Source organism: Pseudomonas sp. MF4836, from assembly GCF_002018875.1.
GTDB lineage: Bacteria > Pseudomonadota > Gammaproteobacteria > Pseudomonadales > Pseudomonadaceae > Aquipseudomonas.
Genome location: NZ_MVOL01000021.1, coordinates 1 through 25,498, shown reverse-complemented (window position 1 = coordinate 25,498; position 25,498 = coordinate 1). Strand labels below are relative to the sequence as shown.

Annotated in this window: 12 protein-coding genes; 2 read left to right on the top strand and 10 right to left on the bottom strand. The window is 66.4% G+C overall.

The genetic code is table 11. The features are described 5' to 3' along the window. Nucleotides 1-31: 31 nt before the first annotated feature. From MF4836_RS32175 to MF4836_RS32145, 7 genes are all read right to left on the bottom strand, one after another. Nucleotides 32-1,111, bottom strand: coding sequence for a WD40/YVTN/BNR-like repeat-containing protein (locus MF4836_RS32175; protein ID WP_078473746.1), 1,080 nt, complete (start codon nt 1,109-1,111; stop codon nt 32-34). 467 nt (nt 1,112-1,578) lie between these two features. Next, nucleotides 1,579-4,242, bottom strand: coding sequence for an aminopeptidase N (gene pepN / locus MF4836_RS32170; protein WP_078473745.1), 2,664 nt, complete (start codon nt 4,240-4,242; stop codon nt 1,579-1,581). A 13-nt stretch (nt 4,243-4,255) separates the two neighbouring features. Next, the gene (locus tag MF4836_RS32165; protein ID WP_078473744.1) at nt 4,256-5,086 is read right to left on the bottom strand and encodes a DUF2797 domain-containing protein; all 831 of its coding nucleotides are present in this window, start codon (nt 5,084-5,086) and stop codon (nt 4,256-4,258) included. Then, on the bottom strand, nt 5,083-5,343 hold the full coding sequence (locus MF4836_RS32160) for a YeaC family protein (protein WP_020296079.1): 261 nt from the start codon (nt 5,341-5,343) through the stop codon (nt 5,083-5,085). The genes MF4836_RS32165 and MF4836_RS32160 overlap by 4 nt, the downstream gene beginning before the upstream one ends. Nucleotides 5,344-5,359: 16 nt before the next feature. After that, the gene (locus MF4836_RS32155; RefSeq protein WP_078473743.1) at nt 5,360-6,232 is read right to left on the bottom strand and encodes a rhomboid family intramembrane serine protease; all 873 of its coding nucleotides are present in this window, start codon (nt 6,230-6,232) and stop codon (nt 5,360-5,362) included. Continuing rightward, nucleotides 6,229-7,203, bottom strand: coding sequence for a metallophosphoesterase (locus MF4836_RS32150; protein ID WP_178103002.1), 975 nt, complete (start codon nt 7,201-7,203; stop codon nt 6,229-6,231). Before MF4836_RS32150 ends, MF4836_RS32155 begins: the two co-directional genes overlap by 4 nt. Continuing rightward, entirely contained in the window at nt 7,200-8,090 is an 891-nt protein-coding gene (locus MF4836_RS32145) for an NAD(+) kinase (RefSeq protein WP_020296082.1), read from the bottom strand. Before MF4836_RS32145 ends, MF4836_RS32150 begins: the two co-directional genes overlap by 4 nt. A gap of 104 nt (nt 8,091-8,194) precedes the next feature. Between MF4836_RS32145 and MF4836_RS32140 the strand changes: the two genes are divergently transcribed. Beyond that, entirely contained in the window at nt 8,195-9,145 is a 951-nt protein-coding gene (locus MF4836_RS32140; protein ID WP_078473741.1) for a DUF1853 family protein, read from the top strand. 244 nt (nt 9,146-9,389) lie between these two features. Continuing rightward, nucleotides 9,390-10,193 carry a helix-turn-helix transcriptional regulator gene (locus MF4836_RS32135; protein WP_078473740.1) on the top strand — a complete coding sequence of 268 codons (804 nt, stop codon included), beginning with the start codon at nt 9,390-9,392 and terminating at the stop codon, nt 10,191-10,193. Between the two features lie 22 nt (nt 10,194-10,215). On the opposite strand, the gene MF4836_RS32130 is transcribed toward MF4836_RS32135, so the two are convergent. From MF4836_RS32130 to MF4836_RS32120, 3 genes are all read right to left on the bottom strand, one after another. Further along, nucleotides 10,216-12,174: a MacB family efflux pump subunit gene (locus MF4836_RS32130; protein ID WP_078473739.1), complete on the bottom strand. Its 1,959-nt coding sequence runs from the start codon at nt 12,172-12,174 to the stop codon at nt 10,216-10,218. 1 nt (nt 12,175) lies between these two features. Continuing rightward, a complete protein-coding gene (gene macA, locus MF4836_RS32125) occupies nt 12,176-13,324 on the bottom strand; it encodes a macrolide transporter subunit MacA (RefSeq protein ID WP_078473738.1) in 1,149 nt (382 codons plus the stop codon). A gap of 120 nt (nt 13,325-13,444) precedes the next feature. Further along, nucleotides 13,445-25,498 (bottom strand): non-ribosomal peptide synthetase (locus tag MF4836_RS32120; protein WP_102047964.1); only part of this gene is annotated, 12,054 nt, incomplete at its 5' end.

Sequence of the window (25,498 nt, the reverse complement as noted above, 5' to 3'; positions counted from 1 at the left end):
GATGTCCCCGCCTTCTTATTATGTGCCCGGCTCATTTGCTCAGCTCAGCGCCTGTCGGCGAGGTCGTGCGTACGCCACCCTGCCCCACCAGAATCAAATTGCCGTCGCCCGCGGCCGTCACCGCCGACAAGGAGATGCGGTCGGGACGGTTGAAGACGCTGAAGGTCAGGCCGTGGTCATGGCTTTGCACCACACTGCCGCCGTTGCCGACGATCACCAGGGTGCCGTCGTCGAGCAGGGTCGCGCCCGACAGGCCGAACTCCAGGGCGCCACGGGCGGCGTTGAGCTCGACCTGGTCCCAGGTGCTGCCGAAGTCGGTGGAACGGTACAGGTTGCCGCGCAAGCCGTAGATCAGCAGGGTATTGGCTTCGGCGGTGCCGATCACGCCGAACAGCGAGCCGTGGTACGGGCCTTCGAGGCGCTCCCAGGTCTGGCCCCAGTCGGCGGAACGAAACAGGCTGCCCTGCTCGCCGACAATCACCAGCCCCGCGTCCTTCACCGCGGCAATCGCGTTGAGGTGGTACTGGTCTTCGTTGTCCAGGCGCTCGCTGGCGTCTTCCCAGTGCTGGCCGCCATCGGTGGTTTCCAGCAAGGCGCCGTAGGCACCCACGGCAAAGCCGGTGCTGGCGTCCTTGAACCAGACGTCGAGCAACGGCGCTTCACGCTTGAGGTCTTCGAATTGTTTGATCCAGGTGGCGCCACCGTCTGTGCTGGCGAGGATCTGCGCATCGTGGCCGACGGCCCAGCCCAGCTTGTCGTCGACGAAGTACACCGCCGTCAGCAGTTGCCGGGTCGGCACCTTGGCCTGGGTCCAGGTCTGGCCCTGGTCGTCGGAATAGAGAATGTGCCCACGATCGCCGACCGCCACCAGGCGTTTGCCGGCGTGCACGACGTCGAGCATCAGGCTTTTGGCAGCCTTGGCCGACTCGGTGGAATAGACCGCAGCAGCGGCGGCATCGGTTGTCGCAACAGCGACTGCCGCCGTATCGGCAGCCTGGACGGGGACCGACAACGCGGCAACCCCCAACAGCGAGAGCGCTGTAGCCAGCAACGCGAATCTGCGTAAGGCCGGCGGGCGGCAACAACCCACACCCATGACAGGCTCACTCATAGACCTTTCCCCCATTATTATTGTTAGGTCATTCAACCTTTAAGGGCGCCGCGCAGGGCGTGCCTGACGATTGACTGATCCCGGATACCGTCCTGAAACCTGCAATCTAGAGCCCCTTCGGAAGCAGATCTATCCTATCGGGCTTTGGAAAGGTCTGACAATCGACACCGCGTTATCTTTTGTTAACTCGAGGCGATGAGACGATAGCTGAATGGCCTGCCATTCGTCGCCCTGATAAACACAAGCCGCCGGATAATTTGCAGAGGTTATCTGTAGCCGCTGTCGCCAGGCTCGGGCCGCGTTCGGACGCTGGTCATCTGCAGCACTGTTGATATGCCTGGTGAACAGCGGCGCTCATCAGGGCCAGCGCAGCCTCGTGCCTCGGCAGCGGCGACGGCGGGCTTGGATCTTGCGGCATGAAAAAGCCCCGCCCGGGGCGACCGGGCGGGGCTTGCGGTGTCAACCGATCAGGCCAGGCTTTTGCTCACGACTTCAAACACGTCGCTGGACAGTTCGCCCGAGGCGCGGATGCGCTCCAGTTCGGCTTTCATCAGTGCCTGGCGGGCACTGTCGTATTTGCGCCAGCGGGTCAGCGGCGCCAGCTGGCGCGAGGCGATCTGCGGGTTGAAGGCGTTGAGCTCGATCACCAGGTCCGCCAGGAAGCGGTAGCCGGAACCATCCGCCGCATGGAAGTTGATCAGGTTCTGCCCGGCGAAAGCACCGATCAGCGCCCGCACCTTGTTCGGGTTCTTGATGTTGAACGCCGGGTGCTGCATCAGCGCCTTGACCCGCGCCAGGCCACCCGGCAGACCGCTGGCGGCCTGGACGCTGAACCATTGATCCATGACCAGCGGGTTGTCCTTGAAGTTCTCGGCGAACAGTTCCAGGGCCCAGGCCTTTTCTTCCTCGTAAGGGGAATTGACCAGCACCGCCAGTGCGGTCAGGCGTTCGGTCATGTTATCGGCGTGCTCGAACTGCTCCTTGGCCGCCGCCGGCACCAGGAATTCCGGCTTGCGGCTGACCATCACGTACGACAGGGCAATGTTCTGCAAAGCACGTCGGGCGAAATGTTCCGCCTCGGCCACATAAGGCGTGCGTTTGGACACTTCGCGATTGGTCTGATAACGCTGCCACAAAGGCTCGAACAGCTCATCGGCCAACTGCCGGCGGGCAAATTCGCGGGCGGCGTGGATGGCCTCGACGTCGGCCACTTCGCTGATTTCGGTGAGGTAGGCCTCGCCCGGCAGCGAGAGCATTTCCGCGACCATGGCCTGATCCAGGCTGTCGTCGGTCAATACGCTGCGCAGCGCCGTGACCAGGCGCGGGTCCATCGCCAGGGCTTCGCCCTTCTGCTGCTGAGCGATCAGCTCCTGCAACACCTGCACCGACAATTGCTGGCCGGCGTCCCAACGGTTGAAACCGTCGCTGTCGTGTTGCATGAGGAACATCAACTGGTCGCGGCTGTAGGGGAAGCTCAGCTTCACCGGGGCCGAGAAGCCCCGCAGCAGCGACGGCAACGGCTGTTCGGCGATGTCGACGAAGGTAAAAGTCTGCTCGGCCTCGGTCACCGACAACACACGGGACGTGCCCTGGGCGGTGGCTTCACCGACCAGGCGCAGGGCGATGTCGGCACCGGTGCTATCGAGCAGGCCCAGGGCCACGGGAATCACAAACGGCAGTTTCTCGACCTTGTCCGGGGTCGCCGGGCAGCTCTGGCGGAAGGTCAGGCTGTAGGTCTTGGCCGCCGGGTCATAGGCTTCGCTGACGGCCAGGCGTGGTGTGCCGGCCTGGCTGTACCAGCGCTTGAACTGGGTCAGGTCGACGGCGTTGGCATCTTCCATGGCCTTGATGAAGTCATCGCAGGTCACGGCTTGGCCATCGTGGCGCTCGAAATACAGGTCGCTGCCCTTGCGAAAGCCCTCGGCGCCCACCAGGGTGCGGATCATGCCGACGACTTCCGAGCCCTTCTCGTACACGGTCAGGGTGTAGAAGTTGGAAATCTCGATAAAGCTTTCCGGACGCACGGCATGGGCCATGGGGCCGCCGTCTTCGGCGAACTGGTGGGTCCGCAGGTACGCCACATCCTGGATGCGCTTGACTGTCGGCGAGTTCATGTCCGAGGAGAACCCGGCATCGCGGAACACGGTAAAACCTTCCTTGAGCGACAGCTGGAACCAGTCGCGGCAGGTCACGCGGTTGCCCGACCAGTTGTGGAAGTATTCGTGGGCGACGATCGCCTCGACCCGCTGGTGCGCAGCGTCGGTCGCGGTTTCGGCGCGGGCCAGCACGGCGCTGGAGTTGAAGATATTGAGGCCCTTGTTCTCCATGGCACCCATGTTGAAGTCATTGACCGCCACGATCATGAAGATGTCGAGGTCGTACTCGCGACCGTAGGTCTCTTCATCCCAGCGCATGGATTTCTTCAGGCTGTTCATGGCGTGCTGGCACTTGTCGATGTTTTCCGGCTCGACATAAATGCGCAGCGCCACGTTGCGCTGGCTCATGGTGGTGAAGCTGTCTTCGACGCACCACAGGTCACCGGCCACCAGGGCGAACAGGTAGGCCGGCTTCATGAACGGGTCTTCCCAGGTCGCCCAGTGCCGGCCGTCTTCGCCGGGGCCACTGGCAATCGGGTTGCCGTTGGACAGCAGCACCGGGTAGCTGTGCTGCTCGGCCGACACGGTGGTGGTGAACGTGCTCATCACGTCCGGGCGATCGAGGTAATAGGTGATCTTGCGAAAGCCTTCGGCCTCGCACTGGGTGCAGAACATGCCGCCGGATTTGTACAGGCCTTCCAGGGCAGTGTTGGTTTCCGGATGAATGCGCACGCTGGTGTCGACAGTGAAGCGCTCGGCCGTCGGTTGCAGGGTCAGGTGGCTGTCGTCGAGCTGGTAGTCGGCGGCGCTCAGTTCGCGATCGCCCAGGCTGACCGACAGCAACTCCAGCAACTGGCCGTCCAGCACCAGCGGCGGCAGACCGGCGCCGCGTGCCGGGTTGCGCCGCATCACCAGTTGCGCATGGACCAGGCTGTGGTCCTCGAACAACTCGAAGGTCAGGTGCGTCTCGTCGATCAGGTACTCGGGCGCCTGATAGTCCTTCAGGTAAATCATCTTCGGTTGATCGGTGCGCATGGTTCGAATCCTTCTACTGATGCACGGCGAGCTGATAGGCCGTGTATTTACGAATATTGATCACGCCGGTGTCGAAGATCAGGTATTGGCCCTTGATCCCCAGCAACGTGCCTTCGGCAATCGGGTTCTTGTCCAGGTTGAAGCTGACGATCTTGGCCGGGTACTGCTCGACCGGGTAACGGATTTCCAACGGCTGTACATCGCTCAGCGCTTGGATCGCCTGCAGCCCGAAGCGTTCCTGCAAACCTTGCAGGCCCTCGGCGCAGGAGGCGAATAACTGTTCGCGCACGGCCACCAGGTCGACGGCGGGTGCGTCGCCCTTGAGCAGGGCGCGCCAGTTGGTCTTGTCGGCCACCTGGCTGCGCAGCAGGTCTTCGACGAAGCCCGATTGCTGGCGGGTGGCTACGCGCATGATCGGCAGCGCCTGGCTCGCGCCCTGGTCCAGCCAGCGGGTCGGCAGCTGGGTGGCGCGGGTGATGCCGACCTTGACCCCCGAGGAGTTGGCCAGATAGACCACGTGGTCGGTCATGCAGAATTGCTCGCCCCAGGACGGATCGCGGCACGTGCCGGCGTCGTAGTGGCAACGCTCCGGGCTCATGATGCACAGGTCGCACTGGGCCAGCTTGGTCATGCACGGGTAGCAGTAACCCTGGCTGAAACTGGTCTTGGTCTTGCGTCCGCAATGGGAGCAGTGGATCGCCCCGAGGAACTCCAGGCGGACCTGGGTGCCGATCATCGGGTTGACCGGCACCTCCTGCTCGCCCAGGCGAAAGGCGTATTGAACGTTCGGCCCGTCAAGGCGCGCCGACATCTTGCTGATTGCACCGCGGCCAATCTCAATCAATGGATGGCATCCGACTTGAACAGGATGTTCGGCACCGGCGCCGACTTCGAGGAGCATTCCTGCGGCCCCATGTAGCCGGTCCGCTCTTCCTCGGGCAGGTTCTGCATTTCCCAGGCGATGACCGCCTGCAACGACAGTTCACGCTGCTCGGCGGTGAGCTTGCGGCCGTCGGACCATTTGCCGATTTCCACCGCGAGCTTGAGGCTCTGGTAGATCTCCGGGGTGATGTTTTCGATCATTTCTACAAAAGAGGACATGCAACGGTCTCCAGCATTAAAGGGCCAGTTTACGGCGGCCATACAAGCCACCCAACAAACCTGTGAGGCATCCGACGAGCAACCCGCCGACGTGGGCGGCATTGGCGATTTCCCCGAAACCGATCATCGAGACCAGCCCGGACAGGCACAGCAGCAACCACACCAGCATCATCACCAGCACGCCGCGCGGCAGGCGATAGATCGGGTTGGGCGCCAGCAATTGATAGATCCAGCAATGCCCGAGCAGACCGTACAGGACCCCGGACAGGCCGCCGAACAGGGTCGGGCCGCTGAAATAGTATTGGGCGAAGTTCGACACCAGGCTGAACAGCAGGGTCAGGCCCAGCAGGTTGATGCTGCCCTGGCGCAACTCGATGCGCCGCCCCAGCTCCCAGTACCACATGCCGTTCATGGCGATGTGCAGGAAACCGAAGTGGATCAGCATCGGCGTCACCAGACGCCACCACTGCCCCGCTGCCAGGCTGTCGGCCAGAGGCGTGAACTGGATGTAGTCGCCGGTGACGCGAAACTCGAGAAAGGTCAGCCAGCGCAGGGTGTCCAGGTTGTCGCCCAACAGGGTCACCGCGCACACGATCAGGCTCGCCAGCAGCACCAGGGCGGTCATCGGGCTGCGGCGCAACTGTTCCTTGAAGCCCGGGCGCGCGCCAGCGGTCGGCACTTGCGGCAGGTCCAGCTGCTGCTCGGGGTCGCCGCCGGGAAAGCGCTCGTACAACGCACGCACATCGGCACTGATCGAATCCGGCACCCACAGTACCTGCTCGCCCGCCTCTTCGCTGACCCGGTGCGGCACCTGCATACGCTGAAGCAAGGTGACAAAACCGCTCAAATCCACCGCCAGCGGCAGACGCAATACTGCAACAGCACTCATCCCAGAGCCTCCGGCCGCTCAACATCGACCCAGACGAATTTATGTGGATCCAGGCGGGTTTCCTGGTCCAGGCGATAGGCCACCAGCTTGCCGTAGAGCACGGCACTGTAGTCCAGGCACGCCAGGTTGGCGCGCAACGGCGCCGGTTTGCCGCTGCGCCAGTAGTGGCCGACGAACAGCAACGGCTCGTCGCTGGCGTAGCGCAACAGGTTGCTTTTTTCACTGGAGGACAGCGGCATGCAGGCCACCGGCTCCGGCAGCGCATCGGGCTGAAACACGATGTCGCCGTAGGTCTGCGGGTCGTCTTCCCAGAACTTGGTGCGAAAGAACGAACGGGTCAGGCCATCGCCGCTGGTCATGGTCTGGCCATGGGGCAGGCGCATGTCGGTGCCACGCAGCAGGCGGTCGAAGGCCAGGCTGGCGAAGCTGTCGGGGAGCGCCGAGGCCTGGAGGAACACCTCGTCGATGCAGCCGTTGGGGTACTGCGCGCGCAGGGGCGCAATCAGCCCCGCATCCCAGCAGGCGTGCACCACGCGAAAACGCCCGGCATCGACGAACAGCGGCAGCTTGTAAAACCAGCCGAGGAAGTCATGCCAGTCGCCGGGGTGCTGCTCGAACTGGTTCAGGGTCTCGCTGAGCAGGCGCGCGTGGCGCGGCGTGTGCTCGCGCACGAACTGCTTGCCGCTGCCCGCAGGCGCCGGGGTGCTCCAGCCCAGGGCGTTGAATTCATGGTTGCCCATGATGCACAGCGCCTGGCCGGCCTCGACCATGTCGTGGACGATATGCAGCGCTTCGCGGATTCGCGGGCCGCGGTCGATGATGTCGCCGAGGAACACCGCCATGCGTGACGGGTGCCGCCAGACGCCACCCTGCCTGTGGTAACCGAGCCGGTCGAGCAAGTGCTCAAGGGTCAGGGCGCACCCGTGCACGTCGCCGATCAGGTCGTAACTTCGCGCGGGATCGAGCATCAGTCGCCTCCACCACCCAGCCGGCTGCCCCAGCCGAGTTTGGTCCGGCAAACCTCGTAGTAGTTGTGGTCCAGCGGATGGATCAGGCGCAGCTTCTGCGCCTTCTTGCTGACCGTGACGGTGTCGCCGGGCGCACAGGTAAAGTGGTTCTGCCCGTCACAGGAGACTTGCGGATAGATCTGCATATCTTTGGACACGACGATTTTCAGCTCACTGTTGCCATCGACCACAATTGGCCGGCCTGACAAGGTATGGGGGTACATCGGCACAATCACAATGGCATCGAGCTTGGGATGCATGATCGGCCCGCCGGCCGACAGCGCATAGGCCGTGGAACCGGTCGGCGTGGCGACGATCAGGCCGTCGGCCTTCTGACTGCAGACGAACTGGCCATCGATGTAGATTTCGAATTCGATCATCCGCGTCGACTTGCCCGGGTGCAGCACCACGTCATTCAGCGCGTCGCCCTGACCGATGGCCTCGGCGTGACGGCGGACTTCGGCCTGAAGCAGGAAGCGGTTCTCCACCAGGTAGTGGCCGTCCAGCACCTCGGCGACCTTGATCTCCAGCTCGTCCGGGCGAATATCGGTCAAAAAGCCCAGGCTGCCGCGGTTGATCCCCAGCACCGGCGTGTTGTGCCGGGCCAGGGCGCGGGCGGCGCCAAGCAGGCTGCCGTCGCCGCCGACCACGATCACCATGTCGCAGACTTCACCGAGCATTTTGCGCGACGAGGTCTGCAGGCCGTGGCCTGGCAGCACGTCGGCGATGGTGTCCTCGAGGATCACGTGCAGGTGGCGTTCGAGCAGAAACCTTTTCAGTCGGCGAACTGTGTCAAGCACCTGCGAACTGCCCAGGCGACCGATAATGCCGATATTGCGAAATTGCTCCATGGGGCTCCTGCAGGGTTCTGGGGCGGGCAAAAGAGGGATTATGGGCGAAAGCCGGCCATAGACAAAATCCTTTCAGCCACCCTCCGAGGAGCTATGCTCGCAGAATGATCCTGTTTCCCGGCTTGCTCGACCTCCCCCGCCAGTTGCGCCACCCCGCGGTGCGCGACCTGGCCTGGGTCATCCTCGCCCCGCCCATGCTCGAACACACGCCCTGGCCCCAGCGTCATCCACTGGCCGGCAGCGACTGGGTGCAGGCGCCCGAACTGCTGGCCCACTGGCTGCGCCAACTCGACCAGGACCACCGCGCCCTGGAACATTGGCTGGCCCTGGCCACCACCCGGCGCCTGGGCCTGTACTACGAACGCTTGTGGCAATTCGCGGTGCGCCATGCCCCGGGGGTCGAGCTGCTCGCGGCCAACCTGCCGATCCGCCGTGCCGGGCACACCCTGGGCGAGCTGGACATGCTGCTGCGCGACCGCGATGGCGTGCATCACCTGGAACTGGCGATCAAGCTGTACCTCGGGCCGCAGGCCGGCAACGGCGAAGACAGCGCCCAGTGGCTGGGCCCGGGCTGCCATGACCGCCTGGACCGCAAGCTGGCCCATTTGTGCGAACACCAGTTGCCGATTTCAGCCCGCCCGGAAAGCCTCGATGTACTGACCGCCCTGGACATCACCCATTTCAGCGCCCACCTGTGGCTGGGCGGCTACCTGCTCTACCCCTGGCCCGGCCATGCCCATCCGCCGCTGGGCGCCCACCCCCGGCACCTGCACGGGCGCTGGCTGCACCAACATGACTGGCCGGCATTCCTGGCCCAGAGCCCACCCGGGCGCTGGCAACCCTTGCCGCGCCATGCCTGGCTGGCGCCGGCCCATTACCCCGACGAGCAGACCTGGAGCCCGGCCCAGCTCGAACACTGGCTGGCCGAGCTCGACCCCCATGCTCCGGCGCAATTGCTGGTGCGCCTGACGCAGAAAGCCCCGGCCCATTGGGAAGAAGCCGAGCGCCTGTTCCTGGTGGCCGACCTGTGGCCAAACGTGCCGGGGCAGGCTTGAGCGGCGGCCACCCGTCCATTGATCACCCCCTTTGGCCCACGCCCGCCCCCGGCTGAGTGGGGCTTAACGCCCGCCTCAGGTCATTCGTCCATATTTATGCTGCAGCAGCAAACGACCGCGAAACCCTGTACTAGGATACGAGGGCTGCACTCACTATCGTGCTCGATCAAGGGGTCAGGACATCCTCTTAAAACTCATGGTTATAAAGGCAATGACGCCGCCACCTGGACTCATGGATGAACCAATGAACTCACAACTGCTGTTCCCCCACATTGGCAAGGTCATCGCCAGCACCGGCAGCCGCAACTTCCCCCGCATGCTGCATGCCCTGATATTGACTCAGCTGGCGGTCGACGCGACCCACATCCGGCGCCTACCGGTGGCCTCTGAAGCGCCTTCCCACGGCCGCAACGCCAGCGCCGCCAATGACGCCGGCGACACCTGCGAGCCCGGATGGCTGGCCGCGACGGTGTACGACCGACGCAGCCACCAGCCTCTCTGCGACAGCTTCGCCGCAGCGGCGCACCGCGAGGCCACGCCTGCCCGGCCCGGGGTGGCCAGTGCACAGATGCACCTGAGCAGTCACCGCGACGCCTACCGCTACGTGATCTCGGTGTACCGCTGCGCCCACGCACCGAACTTTTCCGCCCAGGAACGCATCATCCTCCAGGATTTCTCGTCACTGCTGCTGCCCATGGTGGAAACCCATATCAGCGCCCTGCAACCCGTCAGCAGCACCTCCCAGGCGGGCCCGGTAACGACGACCAAGGTCCAGGGCCTGGAAAACCTGCGCCAGCGCTTTGCCGAACGCCTGGAGCAATCGGGCCTGAGCCTGTCGAACCGGGAGACGGAAGTCTGCATCGGCCTGCTCGCCGGACGTACCGCGCCGGAGTTGGCGGAACAGTTCCGGCTCAAGGTCAACACCGTGGAAAGCTACCTCAAGCGCGCCTCGATCAAGATGGGCATCAGTGGCCGCAATTCGCTGCTGCGCTGGATGTACTCCGGCGATGAGGCCACGCCCCCCTGCGCCGCTCGCGGCCTGGCCTAGGATCAGGCCGGGCCGCTTCGGCTCAATCCCGCGCCAGGGCCTCGATGGGGTCCAGGCGCGCGGCATTACGGGCCGGCACAAAGCCGAAGACGATGCCGATCAGCGTGGAACAGGCAAACGCGGTGACGATCGAGCCCAGGGAAAACACCATCTGCCATTCCTTGACCAACAGTGAAAACAGGTAGCCGATGGCGAACGACAGACCGATGCCGATCGCCCCGCCTATCAGGCAGACCATCACCGCCTCCACCAGGAACTGCTGGCGAATGTCCGACTGCCGCGCCCCCACCGCCATGCGAATGCCGATTTCCCGGGTCCGTTCGGTCACCGATACCAGCATGATGTTCATCACCCCGATGCCGCCCACCAGCAGCGAAATCAAGGCAATCAGCGACAGCAGCAAGGCCAGGGAGCGGCTGGTCTTGTCCACGGTTTTCATGATGCTGTCCAGGTTGTTGGTGAAGAAGTCCTTGGTGCCGTGGCGCTGCAACATGACCTGAGTCACGTTGTCCTCCACAACTTTGCTCGGCTGGCCGTCCTTGATCCGCACGCTGATGCTGTCCAGGTGGCGCTGGCCCAGCAGGCGTCCGGCGGCGGTTTCATAGGGCACCCAGACGCTCAGGGTGTTGGCCGCGGAGAAGATGTTCTTGGTCGCCGCCGTCACCCCGATCACCGTGCACGGCAGCGAACCCACCAGGATCACCTGACCCAGGGGGTCGACCCCGGCGCCGAACAGGCGGCTGCGGGTGTTGTCGTCGATCACCACCACCTGGGCCTGGCGCCGCGCATCGCTTTCGCTGAAGGCGATGCCGGCCTGCATCTTCAGGCCACGCACCTGGAAGTAGCGGTCGCTGACGCCATTGACCGTGGCGTTGACATCCACATTGCGATAGCGCAGCAGCAGGTTGCGCCCCACCACCGGGGTCGCGCTGTCGACGTAATACAACTGGTTGAGGGCCGTCGCATCGGCCGGCATCAGGGTTTCGATGGCGGCGGCGCGGCTGTCGCCGAAACTGGCCCCGGGAAACACATCGATGGTGTTGCTGCCGATGGCCTGGATGTCCTTGAGCACATAGCGCTTGGCGCCTTCACCGATGGCCACGATTGAGACCACCGAGGTGATGCCGATGATGATCCCGAGCATGGTCAGCAAGGTCCGCATGCGGTGCGACACCAGCGCCACCCAGGCCATGCCGAAGGCTTCCTTGAACAGGCCGAGGCTGGCCACCAGGCGCCGGGTGCCCGCCGGCTTGAGGCGCAATGCCGGTACTTCCGGCAGCTCCGGCCCGGGGCGCGGGTGCCTGCAATCGCTGATGATCTCGCCATCGCGGACCTCGATGATGCGCTCGGCGTTGGCCGCCACCTTCGGGTCATGGGTGACGATGATCACCGTGTGCCCGGCGGCATGCAGTTCCAGCAGGATGTTCATCACCTCCTTGCCGCTGGTGGTATCGAGGGCACCGGTGGGTTCGTCGGCCAGGATGACCTCGCCGCCATTCATCAGGGCCCGGGCAATACTCACCCGCTGTTGCTGGCCGCCGGACAGCTGGTTGGGGCGATGCAGCAAATGCCCCGACAGGCCCAGGCGCCCGAGCAACTCGGTGGCCCGCTGATGGCGCTGGCTCTCCGGGGTGCCGGCGTAGATCGCCGGCATCTCGACGTTGTGCAGGGCGCTCAGGTGCGGCAGCAGGTGGTAGCGCTGGAAGATAAAGCCGAAGTAGTCACGCCGCAGTTCGGCCAGTTCCTGGTTGTCCAGGTCGCGGGTTTCCCGGCCGTTGACCTGGTAGCTGCCGGCCGTGGCGTAGTCCAGGCAGCCGAGGATATTCATCAGGGTCGACTTGCCCGAGCCCGAGGCGCCGGTAATGGCCACCATTTCCCCGGCGTTGATGGTCAGGTCGATGTTCTTCAGGGCGACAAAGGCTTTTTCACCGGCCACGAAACTGCGGGTGATGCCCTTGAGCTGCAACAGTGGCTGGCTCATGTCAGGCCCCCGCCACAGCGGATACCGGATCGCCGATCACCACCTTGTCACCTTCGACCAGCCCGTCCCTGATCTGCACCTTGACGTTGTTGTTGATCCCGGTCTGCACGTTGCGTTGCTGGGCATGGCCCTTGGCGTCCAGCACCCGTACCGGAAAGCTGCCATCGGCGTTGCGCGGGCCGAGGGCCGCCACCGGCACCATCAGCACCGCCTGGGCAGTGTCGAGCACGATGCGCACCTGGGCGGTCATCGCAATGCGCAGGCGGTGGTCGGGGTTGGGCACATCGAACAGTGCGTTGTAGAACACCGCGCTGCTCTGCTTCGCGGTGCCCGCGGCCTGGGTGTCGAGGAAGTTCTGCGGCGCCGGTTCCGTGCCGCGCAGCTCGCCGTAGTAACGCCGATCTTCACCGAGGATGGTGAAGTAGACCTTTTGCCCCGGGGTGATGTGGATCACATCGGCTTCCGAGACCTGGGCCTTGACCGTCATGGTGTCCAGGTCCGCCAGTTTGAGCAGGACCGGCGCCAGTTGCTGGGCGATCACGGTCTGGCCTTCCTGGGTGACGATGCCCACCACGTCGCCGTCGATGGGCGCGACGATCCGGGTATAGGCCAGGTTGACCCGGGCCGTATCGATCTGGATATGCGCACTCTTGATCTGCGCGTCCAGCGACAGCAGGTTGGCGCGCTGGACCTCGTAGTTGGACTCGGCGGTCTCGAAGTCCTGGCGCGAGATCGAGGCGTCGGCCTGCAAGTCGTTGTAGCGCTCGTAGATCGACTTGGTCTGCTTGAGCTGGGCCGCCGTGGCCCGACGCTGGGCTTGCAGGTTCTCCTCGTCGACCAGGGCCTGGCGCAGGGTGTTCTGCAACACCAGCGGGTCGATTTCTGCCAGCCACTGGCCCTTTTTCACCTTGTCCCCGAGCTTGACCTTGAGCGACTTCAACTGCCCGGAGACCTGGGCCCCGACATCCACCTGCTTGATGCCTTCGAGCAACCCGGTGGCCAGCACCGCGTTTTCAATATCCCCGCGCTCGACCTTGGCCACCAGGTACTGCGGCGGTTCGGCCGGCGCCTGCACGGTGTAGAACACCAACCCGGCCGCCACCACCAGCGCCAGTCCCAGGCCCACGTTACGCAACTTCGACTTTTCCATAGATGACCACAAATGCGTTGAGGGCAGATCCGGCCGTAGCCGGGGCCTTGTCCAAGGGGGCGACCCTGCGTGCCGCCCCCGATCAATCAACCGGCTCCGCGCCGGTCCCGGGTCAGCGCCTCACGACACCCCCTCGCCCACCGCCAGCGCCAGCCCTTCATGCCACCAGGCCGCAAGGCTGTAGACGTCGGGCGCCTTGAGGATGCTGAAATGGTTGCCCGGGCCATGCCACACCGACAGCGGTTCGACGTACTGGCGCCAGCCGCGGATCATCGCCTCCTGCTCCAGCAGGTTGCTGGCGCTGTCCAGGGCCGGGTCCTCGGCCAGCACCAGGCGCACCGGCCCCCGGTACAGCAGGTGCGGCTGATAGACCGTGCGCAGCGCCGCGCCAAAGGTGCGCACCGTGCCGTAGATCGCCTCGGGGGTTGAACGGGGCGACAGCTGGCCGACCCGCACCATGCCCGCGTGCAGCAGGCGCAGTTGGGTCGGGTCGTCTGCGGCGGCAAACGCCACCGGCTCGATGCCCAGGGATTTGCCCGACGCCAGCTGCAAGGCCTCGATCAGGCGCTCCAGGACCGCCGTCGCGGTGTACGGCCTGGCCACCCCGCCATTGCCGCCGGGCGCTTCGCTGTCGATCAGGGTCAGGGACGCCACCGTGCGCCCGCGGGCCTGCAGGCGGGCGGCCAGGGCATAGGCCACCCAGCCGCCGAAGGAATGGCCGACCAGATGCAGCGGCCCCTCCGGACACACTTGCTCCAGCGCCGACAGCCCGTGCTCGGCAGCGCTCTCCACCTGACTGTGGGGCGGCCATTGCCCATCCAGGCCCCGTGGCTGCAGGCCGAACAGCGGCCAGTCCGGCCCCAGGGCATCGGTCAGGCCGATAAATCCGGTCACGCTATCGCCTGCCCCCGGCACGCAGAAAATCGGTGCCTGCCCGGGGCGACCGGTCTGGATACTCAGCAGCGGCTGGTGCGGCGCCAAAGCCTCGGGGGCCGCGGCCGCCATGGCCGCACTGATCGCCTGCCCCAGGGTCTGGACATGGGGCGCCTGCATCATGCTCAGGTGATCTCCCGGCACACTGACCGCCTGCAAGCGCGGCCCCAGGACGTCGCCCCAGCCCAGGCTGGTACTGCGCCGCGCCAGCTCGGTCGGGCGTTCCCGGGCACAGAACAGATGCACCGGCAGCGCGATCGGATGCAGGGCGTAATGGGCCATGGCATGCCCGTGGGCCACTTCCCGCGCCAGGAAGCGTTCCAGGTCGCTGGCCGGGGTTTCCAGCAACTGCGGGTTGAGCACCTGGCGCTCACGGCAGGCCTGGAGCAGTGAAGCAAAGTCATGCTGTTCAAGCTCCATGCCCAACTGCCGGACCCGCTCCAGGGCCGCCTCGCCGGGCACACCCTGGACCGTCCAGTGGCTTTCGCATTGCAGCAGCAGGTGACGCTTGAGGGCGTGCGGCCCATTCCAGCGGGCCTTGCCCTGATCGGTCAGGCGCGGCATGTAGCTGTCGATCAGGCCAAGGAACTGCACCACCTGGTCCTGCCCCTGCAATTGCAGGGCGACCTCATACGCCAGCACCCCGCCAAACGACCAACCGGCCAGGCGGTACGGCCCCTCGGCCTGCACCGAGCGGATCAGCCGTACCAGGCGCGCGGCCAGGCCCTCCAGGGTGTGCAATTGCGGGTACTGCAAGGCGATCCCGGGCAAGCCGTAGATCGGGAAATCGCCCTCGATATGCCGCCCCAGCACCGGGAAGTACAGGTCCATGCCGCTGAACTCATGCACCAGGAACAACGGCGGCTGGCTGCCACCGGCACGCACTTCGATCACGCTCTGCTGGTCGTCCGGCACTGCCGTGCGCTGGCCGAGCAAGGTGGCAATCGACTCGACGCTGGCATGCTGGAACAACTCGGCCAGGGTCACTTTCAACCCTTCCTGCTGCATGCGGTTGAGCAGGCGGATCGCCAGCAGCGAGTGCCCGCCCAGCTCGAAAAAGCTGTCATGGCGACCGACCTGCGGCACGTGCAGGACCTCGGCCCAGACCCGCGCCAGGCTCTGCTCCAGGGCCGTGATCGGCGCCTCATAGGCCCGTCCGGCCAGGGCTTGCAGCTCGGGCGCAGGCAGGGCCTTGCGGTCCAGCTTGCCGTTGGCGGTCAGCGGCAGGTGCTCGAGCAGCACATAGGCCGCGGGCACCATGTAGTCCGGCAACTGGCTCTGCAATGCGACGCGCAACCCTTCGCTGTCCGCCGTGGCGGCCGTGGCGTGACGGGTGTAATAGGCCACCAGGCGCTTGTCCCCCGGGCCGACCTCGCGCACCAGCACCGCCGCTTCCCTGACCCCGGGGCATGCGGCGAGCCGGGTTTCGATTTCGCCCAGTTCGATGCGGAAACCCCGCAGCTTGACCTGATCGTCGTTGCGACCGATGCACTCCAGCCGCCCCTCGCCCAGCCAGCGACCCAGGTCGCCGGTGCGGTACATCAGGCGCCCGGGCTGCTCGACAAAAGGGTCGTGCACAAACTTTTCGGCGGTCAGTTGCGGGCGGTTCAGGTAACCCCTGGCCACGCCCTGGCCGCCGATGTAGATCTCCCCTACCGCCCCCAGCGGCACCGGTTGTCGGCTGCGATCCAGGACATACACCCGGGTGTTGGCGATCGGCACGCCCACGGCCACGCTGTCGGCATCCGCCGCCAGCGCCCGAACCTCAAAGGTGGTGGCAAAAGTGGTGGTTTCGGTAGGACCGTAGCAGTGCACCAGACGCAGGTCCGGGGCCTGCTCCAGCAAGCGGCGAAAGGCCCCCGGGTCGGCGCGCTCACCGCCGCACAACAGCATGCGCAGGCCCTTGAGGGCCTCGGGAATCAGTTGCACATACTGGTTGAACAACGACGTGGTGAGAAACAGCACGGTCGCCCCCGAGTCCACCAGGGCCCGGCCGAAGACCTCGGGTTCGAGCAGGGTCTGATGCTCGATCACCAGCACCTGGCCACCGTTGAGCAAGGCGCCCCAGACCTCCATGGTGCTGGCGTCGAACGCCGGGTTGGAGACAAACGCCAGCCGGTCCAGGGGGTTGAAATCGGCGTAACCGTTGTCGCGCACCAGGCGCACGATGGCGCGGTGCGGCACCAGCACGCCCTTGGGGGTGCCAGTGGAGCCGGAGGTGTACATGATGTACGCCACCGCTTCGGACGATTGCGGCAACTGCGGGTCCTGGCTCGGCCAGCCATCGAGGCCCGCTTGCAGCAGGTCCAGGCGCGGCACCGGGTGTTGCAGCAGCGGCTCGCCCCGGGTCAGCAACAGCACCGCCTGGCAGTCGTCGAGCATAAAACCCAGGCGCTCGGCCGGAGCGTTGATGTCCAGCGGCACATAGACCGCCGCGCACTTGTTGATCGCCAGTTGGCCAAGCAACAGTTCAAACGAACGCGGCAGCAGCAGCGCCACGTTGTCCCCCGGCTGCACACCCAGGTCGAGCAAGCGGTGCGCCAACTGGTTGGCCCGCCGGTTGAGCTCGTGGTAGCTCATGGATTGCCCGCCCTGCACCGCCGCCACTGCCTGCGGACTGGTCTGGGCCTGGGCCTCGAACAGCCGGTGCACGGTCTGTTCGTGGTGCACGTCGCGGTCGCTGGCGTTGAACTGCACCAGCAATTGTTGGCGCTCCTGCGCCGAGAGAATCGACAGCTGGCCGATGGCCTGCTGCGGCGTCTGCTCCAGGGCCTGCACCAGGTTGTCCAGGGCGGTCTGCATATAGGTGCAGACCCGCTGCGCGCCGATGCCGGCAGCCGCCATGGCACTGAGTACAAAGTCACTGCCCAGGTCGTCCACGCTCAGGGTCAGCAGGTAGTTGCTGCGCTCCTCGGCCTTGAGCAGATGCATGCCGTGCCAGGCCGCCCCGGCCGCCGCCGATGGCGCCGTCGCCACCGCGCTGTGGCGGTAGTTGAGCAGCGCGCTGAACAACGGGGTCGGCGGCGCCACCCCGCTGCAACGCTGGGCCAGGGCCAGGGGCGCGTGCTCATGGGCCAGCAACCGGGCGAGCCGGGCATGGGTCGCCAGCACCGCGGCACGGACGCCTTGCTCGCCAAGGTCGACCCGCAGCGGCAAGGTATTGATAAACACCCCCAGGGCCCGCTCGGCGCCCTCGCCGCCCTGCATCCGGCCAAACAGCACGCTGCCGAACACCGCGTGCTCCTGGCCCGAGACCGCGCCCAGCACCTGGGCCCAGGCCAGGTGCACCAGGCTCGCGGCGCTCACCCCCAACTGCCGGGCCTGGTTGCGCAGGCGCTGGTTCAAGGGTGCGCCCAATGCCAGGCGGGCTTCTTCGATATCCCGGCCGTCACCCTGGACCTGGGCCAGGCCGAACGGCAGGGTCGGTTCGTCGATATCGCCGAGCATGTCGCGAAAGAACGCCTCGTGTTCCTGCTCGCCCATGCCCAGGCGGGTCTGGGCCACGTAGTTGCGGTACGGCACCGCCGGCGCCAGTTGCTCGCGCTGGTCCAGCAGGCAGGCCTGGACTTCCTGCTGCAACACCTCAAGGCCCACATGGTCCATGACCAAGTGATGAAACAGCAGCAAGGCCACCACCCGCTGCTGACGCTTGTCCCAGGCGTGGTACAGGCGCAGCAGCGGCGCCTGGGCCAGGTCCAGGCGGAAATGCCGCGGGTCGAAGCGGGTCAGCAATTGCTCCAGCACCTCGCCGCCGCTGGCCCTGACCCGCAGTTCCTGCACCTGCAGCGCGGCCTGGCGCAGCACCACTTGCACCGGCTCTTCGAGCCCGTCCCAGAACACCACGGTGCGCAGGATATCGTTGCGCTCGATCACCGCCTGCAAGGCCTGGGTAAAGGCCTGCAGCCGCTCCTGACTGTCAAAGGCGAACTGCGCCTGGAGCAGGTACGGATCACCCTGGCTGGAGAGGATATGGTGATACAGGATCCCCGCCTGGAGCGGCGCCAGGGGGTAGATGTCCTGCACGTTGGCCACGCCGCCCGGGATGTTGGCGACGATCCGGTCAATCGCCTCCTGCTCCAGGTTCAACAGCGGCAGCAATTGTGGAGTGATGCGTGGGCAATCGGGGCCAATCAGGTTGGCCGGCACCTCGACTTCGCGGCCTTCGCCCACGGCCGCGGCCAGGGCCGCCAGGGTCGGCTGGCCGAACAGCACCCGCACATCCGCCGTCAGCCCGGCCCGGCGCATGCGCCCGATCAGGGTGATCGCCAGCAGCGAATGCCCGCCCAGTTCGAAGAAGTGGTCATGGCGCCCGACCCGCTGCACATTCAGCAGCTCGGCCCAGAGCCCGGCCAACAGGGTTTCGGTAGCGCCGATGGGCGCTTCATAAGGCCGCGCCTGCATCGACTCCAGGCCCGGCGCCGGCAGGGCCTTGCGCTCAAGCTTGCCGTTGGGGCTCAGGGGCAAGGCCTGCAGGTGCACGAACAGCGCCGGCACCATGTACTCCGGCAGGTGCAGCAGCAACTGGCTGCGCAGTTGTTCGATGTCCAGCCGCTGGCTGGCGTCAGCGGTGGTGCAATAAGCCACCAGGCGCTTGTCCCCCGGCGCGTCCTCCCGGGCCAGGACCACCGCCTCCTTGATCCCGGGCAACTGGGTCAGGCGCGCCTGGATTTCCCCCAGTTCGATGCGCAGGCCGCGGATTTTCACCTGGTCATCGTTACGCCCCAGGTACTCCAGGTTGCCGTCGGCCAGGTAACGGGCCACATCCCCAGTGCGGTACAGGCGCGCCTCGGGTTCGCGGCTGAAAGGATCGTGCACAAAGCGCTCGGCGTTGAGTTGCGGCCGATTCAGGTAACCCCGCGCCACCTGCACCCCGCCGATATACAGCTCACCGGTAACCCCCAGCGGCACCGGCTGCAACTGCCCATCGAGCACATACAGGCAGGTGTTGGCGATCGGCTTGCCGATCGGCGTGTTGTCCGGGGTCTGCTCCAGGGGGCCGGCGCAGTTCCAGGCGCTAACGTCTACCGCAGCCTCGGTCGGGCCATACAGGTTATGCAACTCACTGCCCGGCAACTGGCCCTTGAAGCGTCGCACCAGGCTCCCCGGCAGCGCCTCGCCACTGCAGATCACCCGCAGCAGTCCAGTGCAACGGGCGGCCTGGCCCTGGGCCAGGAACACATCGAGCATCGACGGCACAAAATGCACGGTGCTGATGCCCTCGGCCTGGATCACCTGGCTCAGGTACAGCGGATCCTTGTGCCCGTCCGGGCGCGCCATGACCAGCCGCGCACCGGTCATCAGCGGCCAGAAAAACTCCCACACCGAGACGTCGAAGCTGAACGGGGTTTTCTGCAACACCGCGTCCGCCGCCGTCAGGCCGTAGGCCTGCTGCATCCACAGCAGGCGGTTGACCAGGGCCCGGTGTTCGTTGATCACGCCCTTGGGTTGGCCGGTAGAGCCGGAGGTGTAGATCACGTACGCCAGGTTGCGCGGGCTCGACCCGGGCACCGCTAGATCATCGTGCGGTTGGTGATGCCACAGCGGCTGATCGAGGTCGATCAGCGGCGCCGCCACCTCAGGCAGCAGGTGCCTAGTCGCGCCGTGCAGCAACAGGGCCACCGGCGCGCTGTCTGCAAGCATGTAGGCGATGCGTTCCGCCGGGTAGCCTGGGTCGATCGGCACGTAACCGCCGCCGGCCTTAAGGATTGCCAGCAGACCGATGACCATCTCCAGCCCACGCTCGACGCAGATCGCCACCCGCGTATCCGGGCCCACACCTTGCTCGCGCAGGTGCCGGGCCAACTGGTTGGCCCGGGCATTGAGCTGGCGATAGCTCAGCTGCCCGCCCTCGGCCACCAGGGCCGGCGCATCGGGGCTGCGTTGCACCTGGGCCTCGAACAGGCCGTGGATGCTCTGTTCCAGGTCGAACGCTACCTGGGTCGCGTTGAACCCCACCAGCAATTGCTCGCGCTGGTGCGGCTCAAGCAGCGGCAATTGCTCCAGCAGCCCCTGGTCATCGGCGACCATGGCCCGCAGCAGGCGCTGGAAGTAACCGGCATAGCGCTCGATGGTGCTCCCATCGAACAAGGCCGAGGCATACACCAGGGAGCCGACAATCTGCCCCTGGGCTTCACCCAGGTGCAAGGCCAGGTCGAACTTGGCGAAGGTCTCGCCGCCCTCCAGCACCTCCAGTTGCAGGGCATCCAGCGCCAGGGCGGCACCGGGCTGGCCGTCCCAGGACAACATGCTCTGGAACAGCGGGCTGTGGGACAGGCTGCGCTGCGGCCGGGTGATCTCCACCACCTGCTCGAACGGCAGGTCCTGGTGTTCCTGGGCTTGCACGACCCGGTCCCTGACCTGGGCCAGCAAGGTCGCGACGCTCAACCCGGGCGGCAGCTCGATGCGCAGGGCCAGGGTGTTGACGAACAGGCCGATCAGCCCCTCGACCTCGGCCCGCGTGCGGTTGGCCACCGGGGACCCGATCACCACCTCGGCCTGCCCGGCCAGGCGACCGAGCAAGGCGCCCCAGCCGGCCAGCAAGGTCATGTACAGGGTGCTGCCGTGGCGTCGGCTCAGGGCCTTGAGTTGCTCGGTCAGGCCCGGGTCGAGGCGCAGCTCGACACTGCCCCCGGCATAGTTTTGCTGCGCAGGGCGCGGGCGGTCAGTGGGCAGGCTGAGCAAGGCCGGGGCACCGGCCAGGGCCTGCTGCCAATAGGCGCTTTGTTGCTGCAGGCGCTCACCGCCGAGCCAGCGCCGCTGCCAGAGCGCAAAGTCGCTGTACTGCACCGCCAGAGGCGGCAACGGGTCGCCCTGGCCCTGGCTGAAGGCCGCGTACAACGCCATCAGCTCACGGGTCAGCACCCCCATCGACCAGCCATCGGCGACGCTGTGGTGCAGGGTCAGCAGCAGCACATGGTGCTCGGCGCCGAGCTGCGCCAGGTGCCCGCGAATCAGCGGCCCCCGGGCCAGGTCAAATGGCTGTGCCGCCTCGCCTTGCACCAGGGCCTGTAAGGCCTGGGGATCCGCCGTCAAGTCGTGCCGGCCGAGGCTCAACAGGCCCTCGGCGGCGGCAATCAACACCTGCGGCTGATCCTCGACCTGCACAAAGCGACTGCGCAGGACCTCGTGGCGCCGCACGATGCCTTCCAGGGCCTGAGTCAGCGCGGCCACGTCCAGCGGCCCGCGCAGCCTCAGGCCCAGGGGAATGTTGTAGGCGCTGCCGGCGCCCTCGATCTGGGCCAGAAACCACAGGCGCTGCTGAGCGAACGACAACGGCAAATGCCCCTCGGCGCTCTGCGCCACAATCGGCGGCAGGCTGTCGGGCTGTGCCTGGGCCAGGGCCTGGGCCACGGCGGCCAGTTCCGGGTTGGCAAACAGGTCGCTCAGGGCCAGTTCCAGGCCCAGTTGCAGGCGCACCTGGGACACCATGCGCATCGCCAGCAGCGAATGCCCGCCCAGCTCGAAGAAGTGATCGCGACGTCCGACCCGCTCGACCTGCAGCAAGTCGGCCCAGATCTGCGCCAGCCCGATTTCCAGGGGGCCTTGCGGCGCCTCGTAGTCGCGGCTGAACAGCGCCGCCAGGTCCGGCGCCGGCAAGGCCCGCCGGTCGAGCTTGCCGTTGGCGGTCAGCGGCAGTGCGTCCAGGCGCACATAGGCCACCGGCACCATGTACTCCGGCAAATGGCTTAGCAGGTGGCCGCGCAATTCGCCCGGCTGCGGCGCGGCGCTGGGGTCAAGGGCGGTGAAATACGCCACCAGCCGGGCCTGCCCGGGCTGGTCTTCACGGGCCAGCAGCAGCGCTTCCTTGATCCCCGGGTAAGCGTTGAGGCGGGTTTCGATCTCGCCCAGTTCGATGCGCACCCCGCGGATCTTCACCTGATCGTCGTTGCGCCCCAGGTAGTCGAGGCTGCCATCGGCCAGCCAGCGCGCCAGGTCACCGCTGCGGTACATGCGCGCGCCGGTCGTGGCCGTGAACGGGTCGTCGACAAAGCGCTCGGCCGTCAACTCGGGACGGTGCAGGTAACCCCGCGCCACCCCGGCCCCGCCGACGTACAGCTCACCGGCCACGCCGACCGGCACCGGCCGCCGCTGTTCATCCAGCAGGTACACCCGGGCGTTGGCGATGGGCGTGCCGATGTGTAGCGGCCCTCCGGCCTCGATCGGACCGGAGGTCGCCACCACCGCGGCTTCGGTCGGCCCGTAGTTGTTGATCACCTTGAAGCGCTGGTCCCGGGTGAACTGGCGCAGGCGGTCACCGCCGATCAACAGGGTGCGCAGGGTCGGGTGGCCCAGCGCCTGGGCGAAGGCGTATTCCGCCACCGGGGTCGGCAGGAAGCTGACGTCCAGCGGCTGCCCGCGCCACCAGTCCAGCAGTTGATCGAGGTTGCCGCTGCCGATCTCGGCCGGCGGCAGGTGCAGGGTGGCGCCGACGCACAGCGCCGGCCAGACCTCCCAGGCCATGGCGTCAAAGCCGAAACCGGCGACGCTGCTGGTGTGGCTGCCCGGGCCCTGGGCGAAAGCCTGGTTATGCCAGTCCACCAGGTTGAGCAGGCTGTGGTGCTCAAGCATCACGCCCTTGGGCAAGCCGGTGGAACCCGAGGTGTAGATCACATACACCAGGTGCTGCGCGGTCAGCCCGGGCACCTGGGGGTTGGTCGAGGGTTGCAGCCAGCGCTGATCGAGATTGATCAGCGGCAGCGCCCTCTCACCCAGCAAGCCGAGCGTGGCGGGCTCGACCAGCACCGCCGCCGGCGCGCAATCCTCCAGCAGCCAGGCCAGGCGTTGCCCGGGGAGGCTCGGGTCGAGGGGCACGTAAGCGCCACCAGCCTTGAGGATCGCCAACAGGCCGACGACCATGCCCAGCCCGCGTTCGACGCAGATCGCCACCCGCGAATCCGGCCCCACGCCCTGTTCGCGCAGGTGATGGGCCAACTGGTTGGCGCGCTCGTTGAGTTCGCGGTAGCTCAGTTGCTGCTCGCCGACCTGCAACGCCAGCGCTTGCGGGGTGCGTGCCGCCTGGGCCTCGAACCGCCCATGCAGGGTCTGCCCCTGGGCAAACGCCACCGGTGCCGGGTTGAACCCGTGCAGCACCTGCGCCCGGGCCTCGGGGTCGAGCAGGCTGATCTGCCCGAGGGGGCGCTGGTCGTTGGCCACCATGGCCTGCAACACGACCTCGAAATACCCCAGGTAACGCTCAAGGGTCCGGTGCTCGAACAAGGCCGTGGCGTACACCAGGGAACCGCAAATCCGCCCCTCGCTCAGGCCCAGGGTCAGGCTCAGGTCGAACTTGGCCACGTGCTCGCCGCCGCTGACCGCTTCCAGCTGCAGATGCAATTCACTCATGGCCTGGGCCAGGCCCGGGCCCGAGCCGCTGTCCCAGGCCAGCATGTTCTGGAACAACGGGCTGTGGGACAGGCTGCGCTGCGGCCGGGTCAACTCCACCACCTGTTCGAACGGCAGGTCCTGATGGGCCTGGGCCTGCAGGGTCACATCCCTGACCTGGGCCAGCAGCGTCTCGACGCTGTGCTCCGGCGCCACCTCGATGCGCAGCGCCAGGGTGTTGACGAACAGGCCGATCAGGCCTTCGACCTCGGCCCGTGTGCGGTTGGCCACCGGCGAACCGATCACCAGGTCGTCCTGCCCCGAGAGCTTGCTCAGCAGCAGGCTCCAGCCTGCCAGCAGGGTCATGTACAGGGTGCAGCCATGGCGCTGGCTCAGGGCTTGCAGCCCGGCGCTCAACTGCGGGTCCAGCGCGACCTCGACACAGCCCCCGGCATACGCCTGCTGCGGCGGACGGGGCCGGTCGGTGGGCAGCAGCAACAAGGCCGGGGCGCCGGCCAGGGCCTGCTGCCAGTAGGCACTTTGCCTGAGCAGCAACTCGCCGCTGAGCCAGCGCCGTTGCCACAGGGCAAAATCGCCGTACTGCAAGGCCAGGGGCGGCAACGGGTCGTCCCGGCCCTGGCTGAAGGCCGCATACAGCGCCACCAGCTCCCGGGTCAGCACGCCCATCGACCAGCCATCGGCGACGATATGGTGCAGGGCCAACAGCAGCACGTGATGCTCGTCTGCCAGGTGCAGCAGTTGCCCACGAATCAGTGGCCCCTGCTGCAGGTCGAAGGCGTGCGCGCCGTGGCCCCGCACCTGCTCCTGCAACGCCGCCGGCTGGCCGCGCAGGTCCTGGTAATGCAACTGGAAACCGGCCTCGGCCGGGGTGATCTGCACCCGGGGCTCATCGTGTTCCAGGATAAAGCGGCTGCGCAGGCTTTCATGGCGCGCAACGATCCGCGCCAGGGCCCGTTGCAGCGCATCGGCATCCAGGCGCCCACGCAGGCCCAGGGCCACCGGAATGTTGTAGGCGCTCGCCAGCCCCTGCATCTGCCCGATAAACCACAGCCGTTGCTGGGCAAAGGACAGCGGCAGCGGTGCGTCCCGAGGCACCGCCAGTATCGGTGGCAGCGCGCTGCGTCCGGCCCGGGCCAGGACCTGGGCCACGGCCGCCAGTTCGGGGTTGGCAAACAGCTCGCCCAGGGCCAGCTCCACGCCCAGTTGCAGGCGCACCTGGGACACCATGCGCATCGCCAGCAATGAATGGCCGCCCAGCTCGAAAAAGTGATCGCCGCGTCCCACCTGCTCCACCTGCAGCACCTCGGCCCAGATCTGCGCCAGGGTGCTTTCGAGCTCGCCCTGGGGCGCCTCATACCCGCGGCTGAAGGTCGCCGCCCGGTCGGGTTTGGGCAGAGCCCGACGGTCCAGCTTGCCGTTGGCGGTCAGCGGCAATGCGTCGAGCCTGACATAGGCCACCGGCACCATGTACTCCGGCAGGTGCGCCAGCAGGTGGCTGCGCAACTCGGCCGGCACCAGCGCCTCGACCGCCAGCTGTTCGGTGAAGTAGGCCACCAGCCGTGGCTGGCCGGGTTCATCTTCCCGGGCCAGCACCACCGCTTCGCGTACCCCGGGCAATTGGTTGAGGCGGTTTTCGATTTCCCCCAGCTCGATGCGCATGCCGCGCACCTTGACCTGATCGTCATTACGCCCCAGGTACTCCAGGCTGCCATCCGCCAGCCAGCGCGCCAGGTCGCCGCTGCGGTACATGCGCGCCTGGGGCTCGCGGCTGAAGGGGTCGTGCATAAAGCTGTCCCTTATACACCTCTGACCCTGCCCACCCTCCCCCCCCCCCAGCTCTCGCGCGCAGCCGGCACCATAAAAAAAAAAAACAAAGAAACAGACCACGACACTAACACA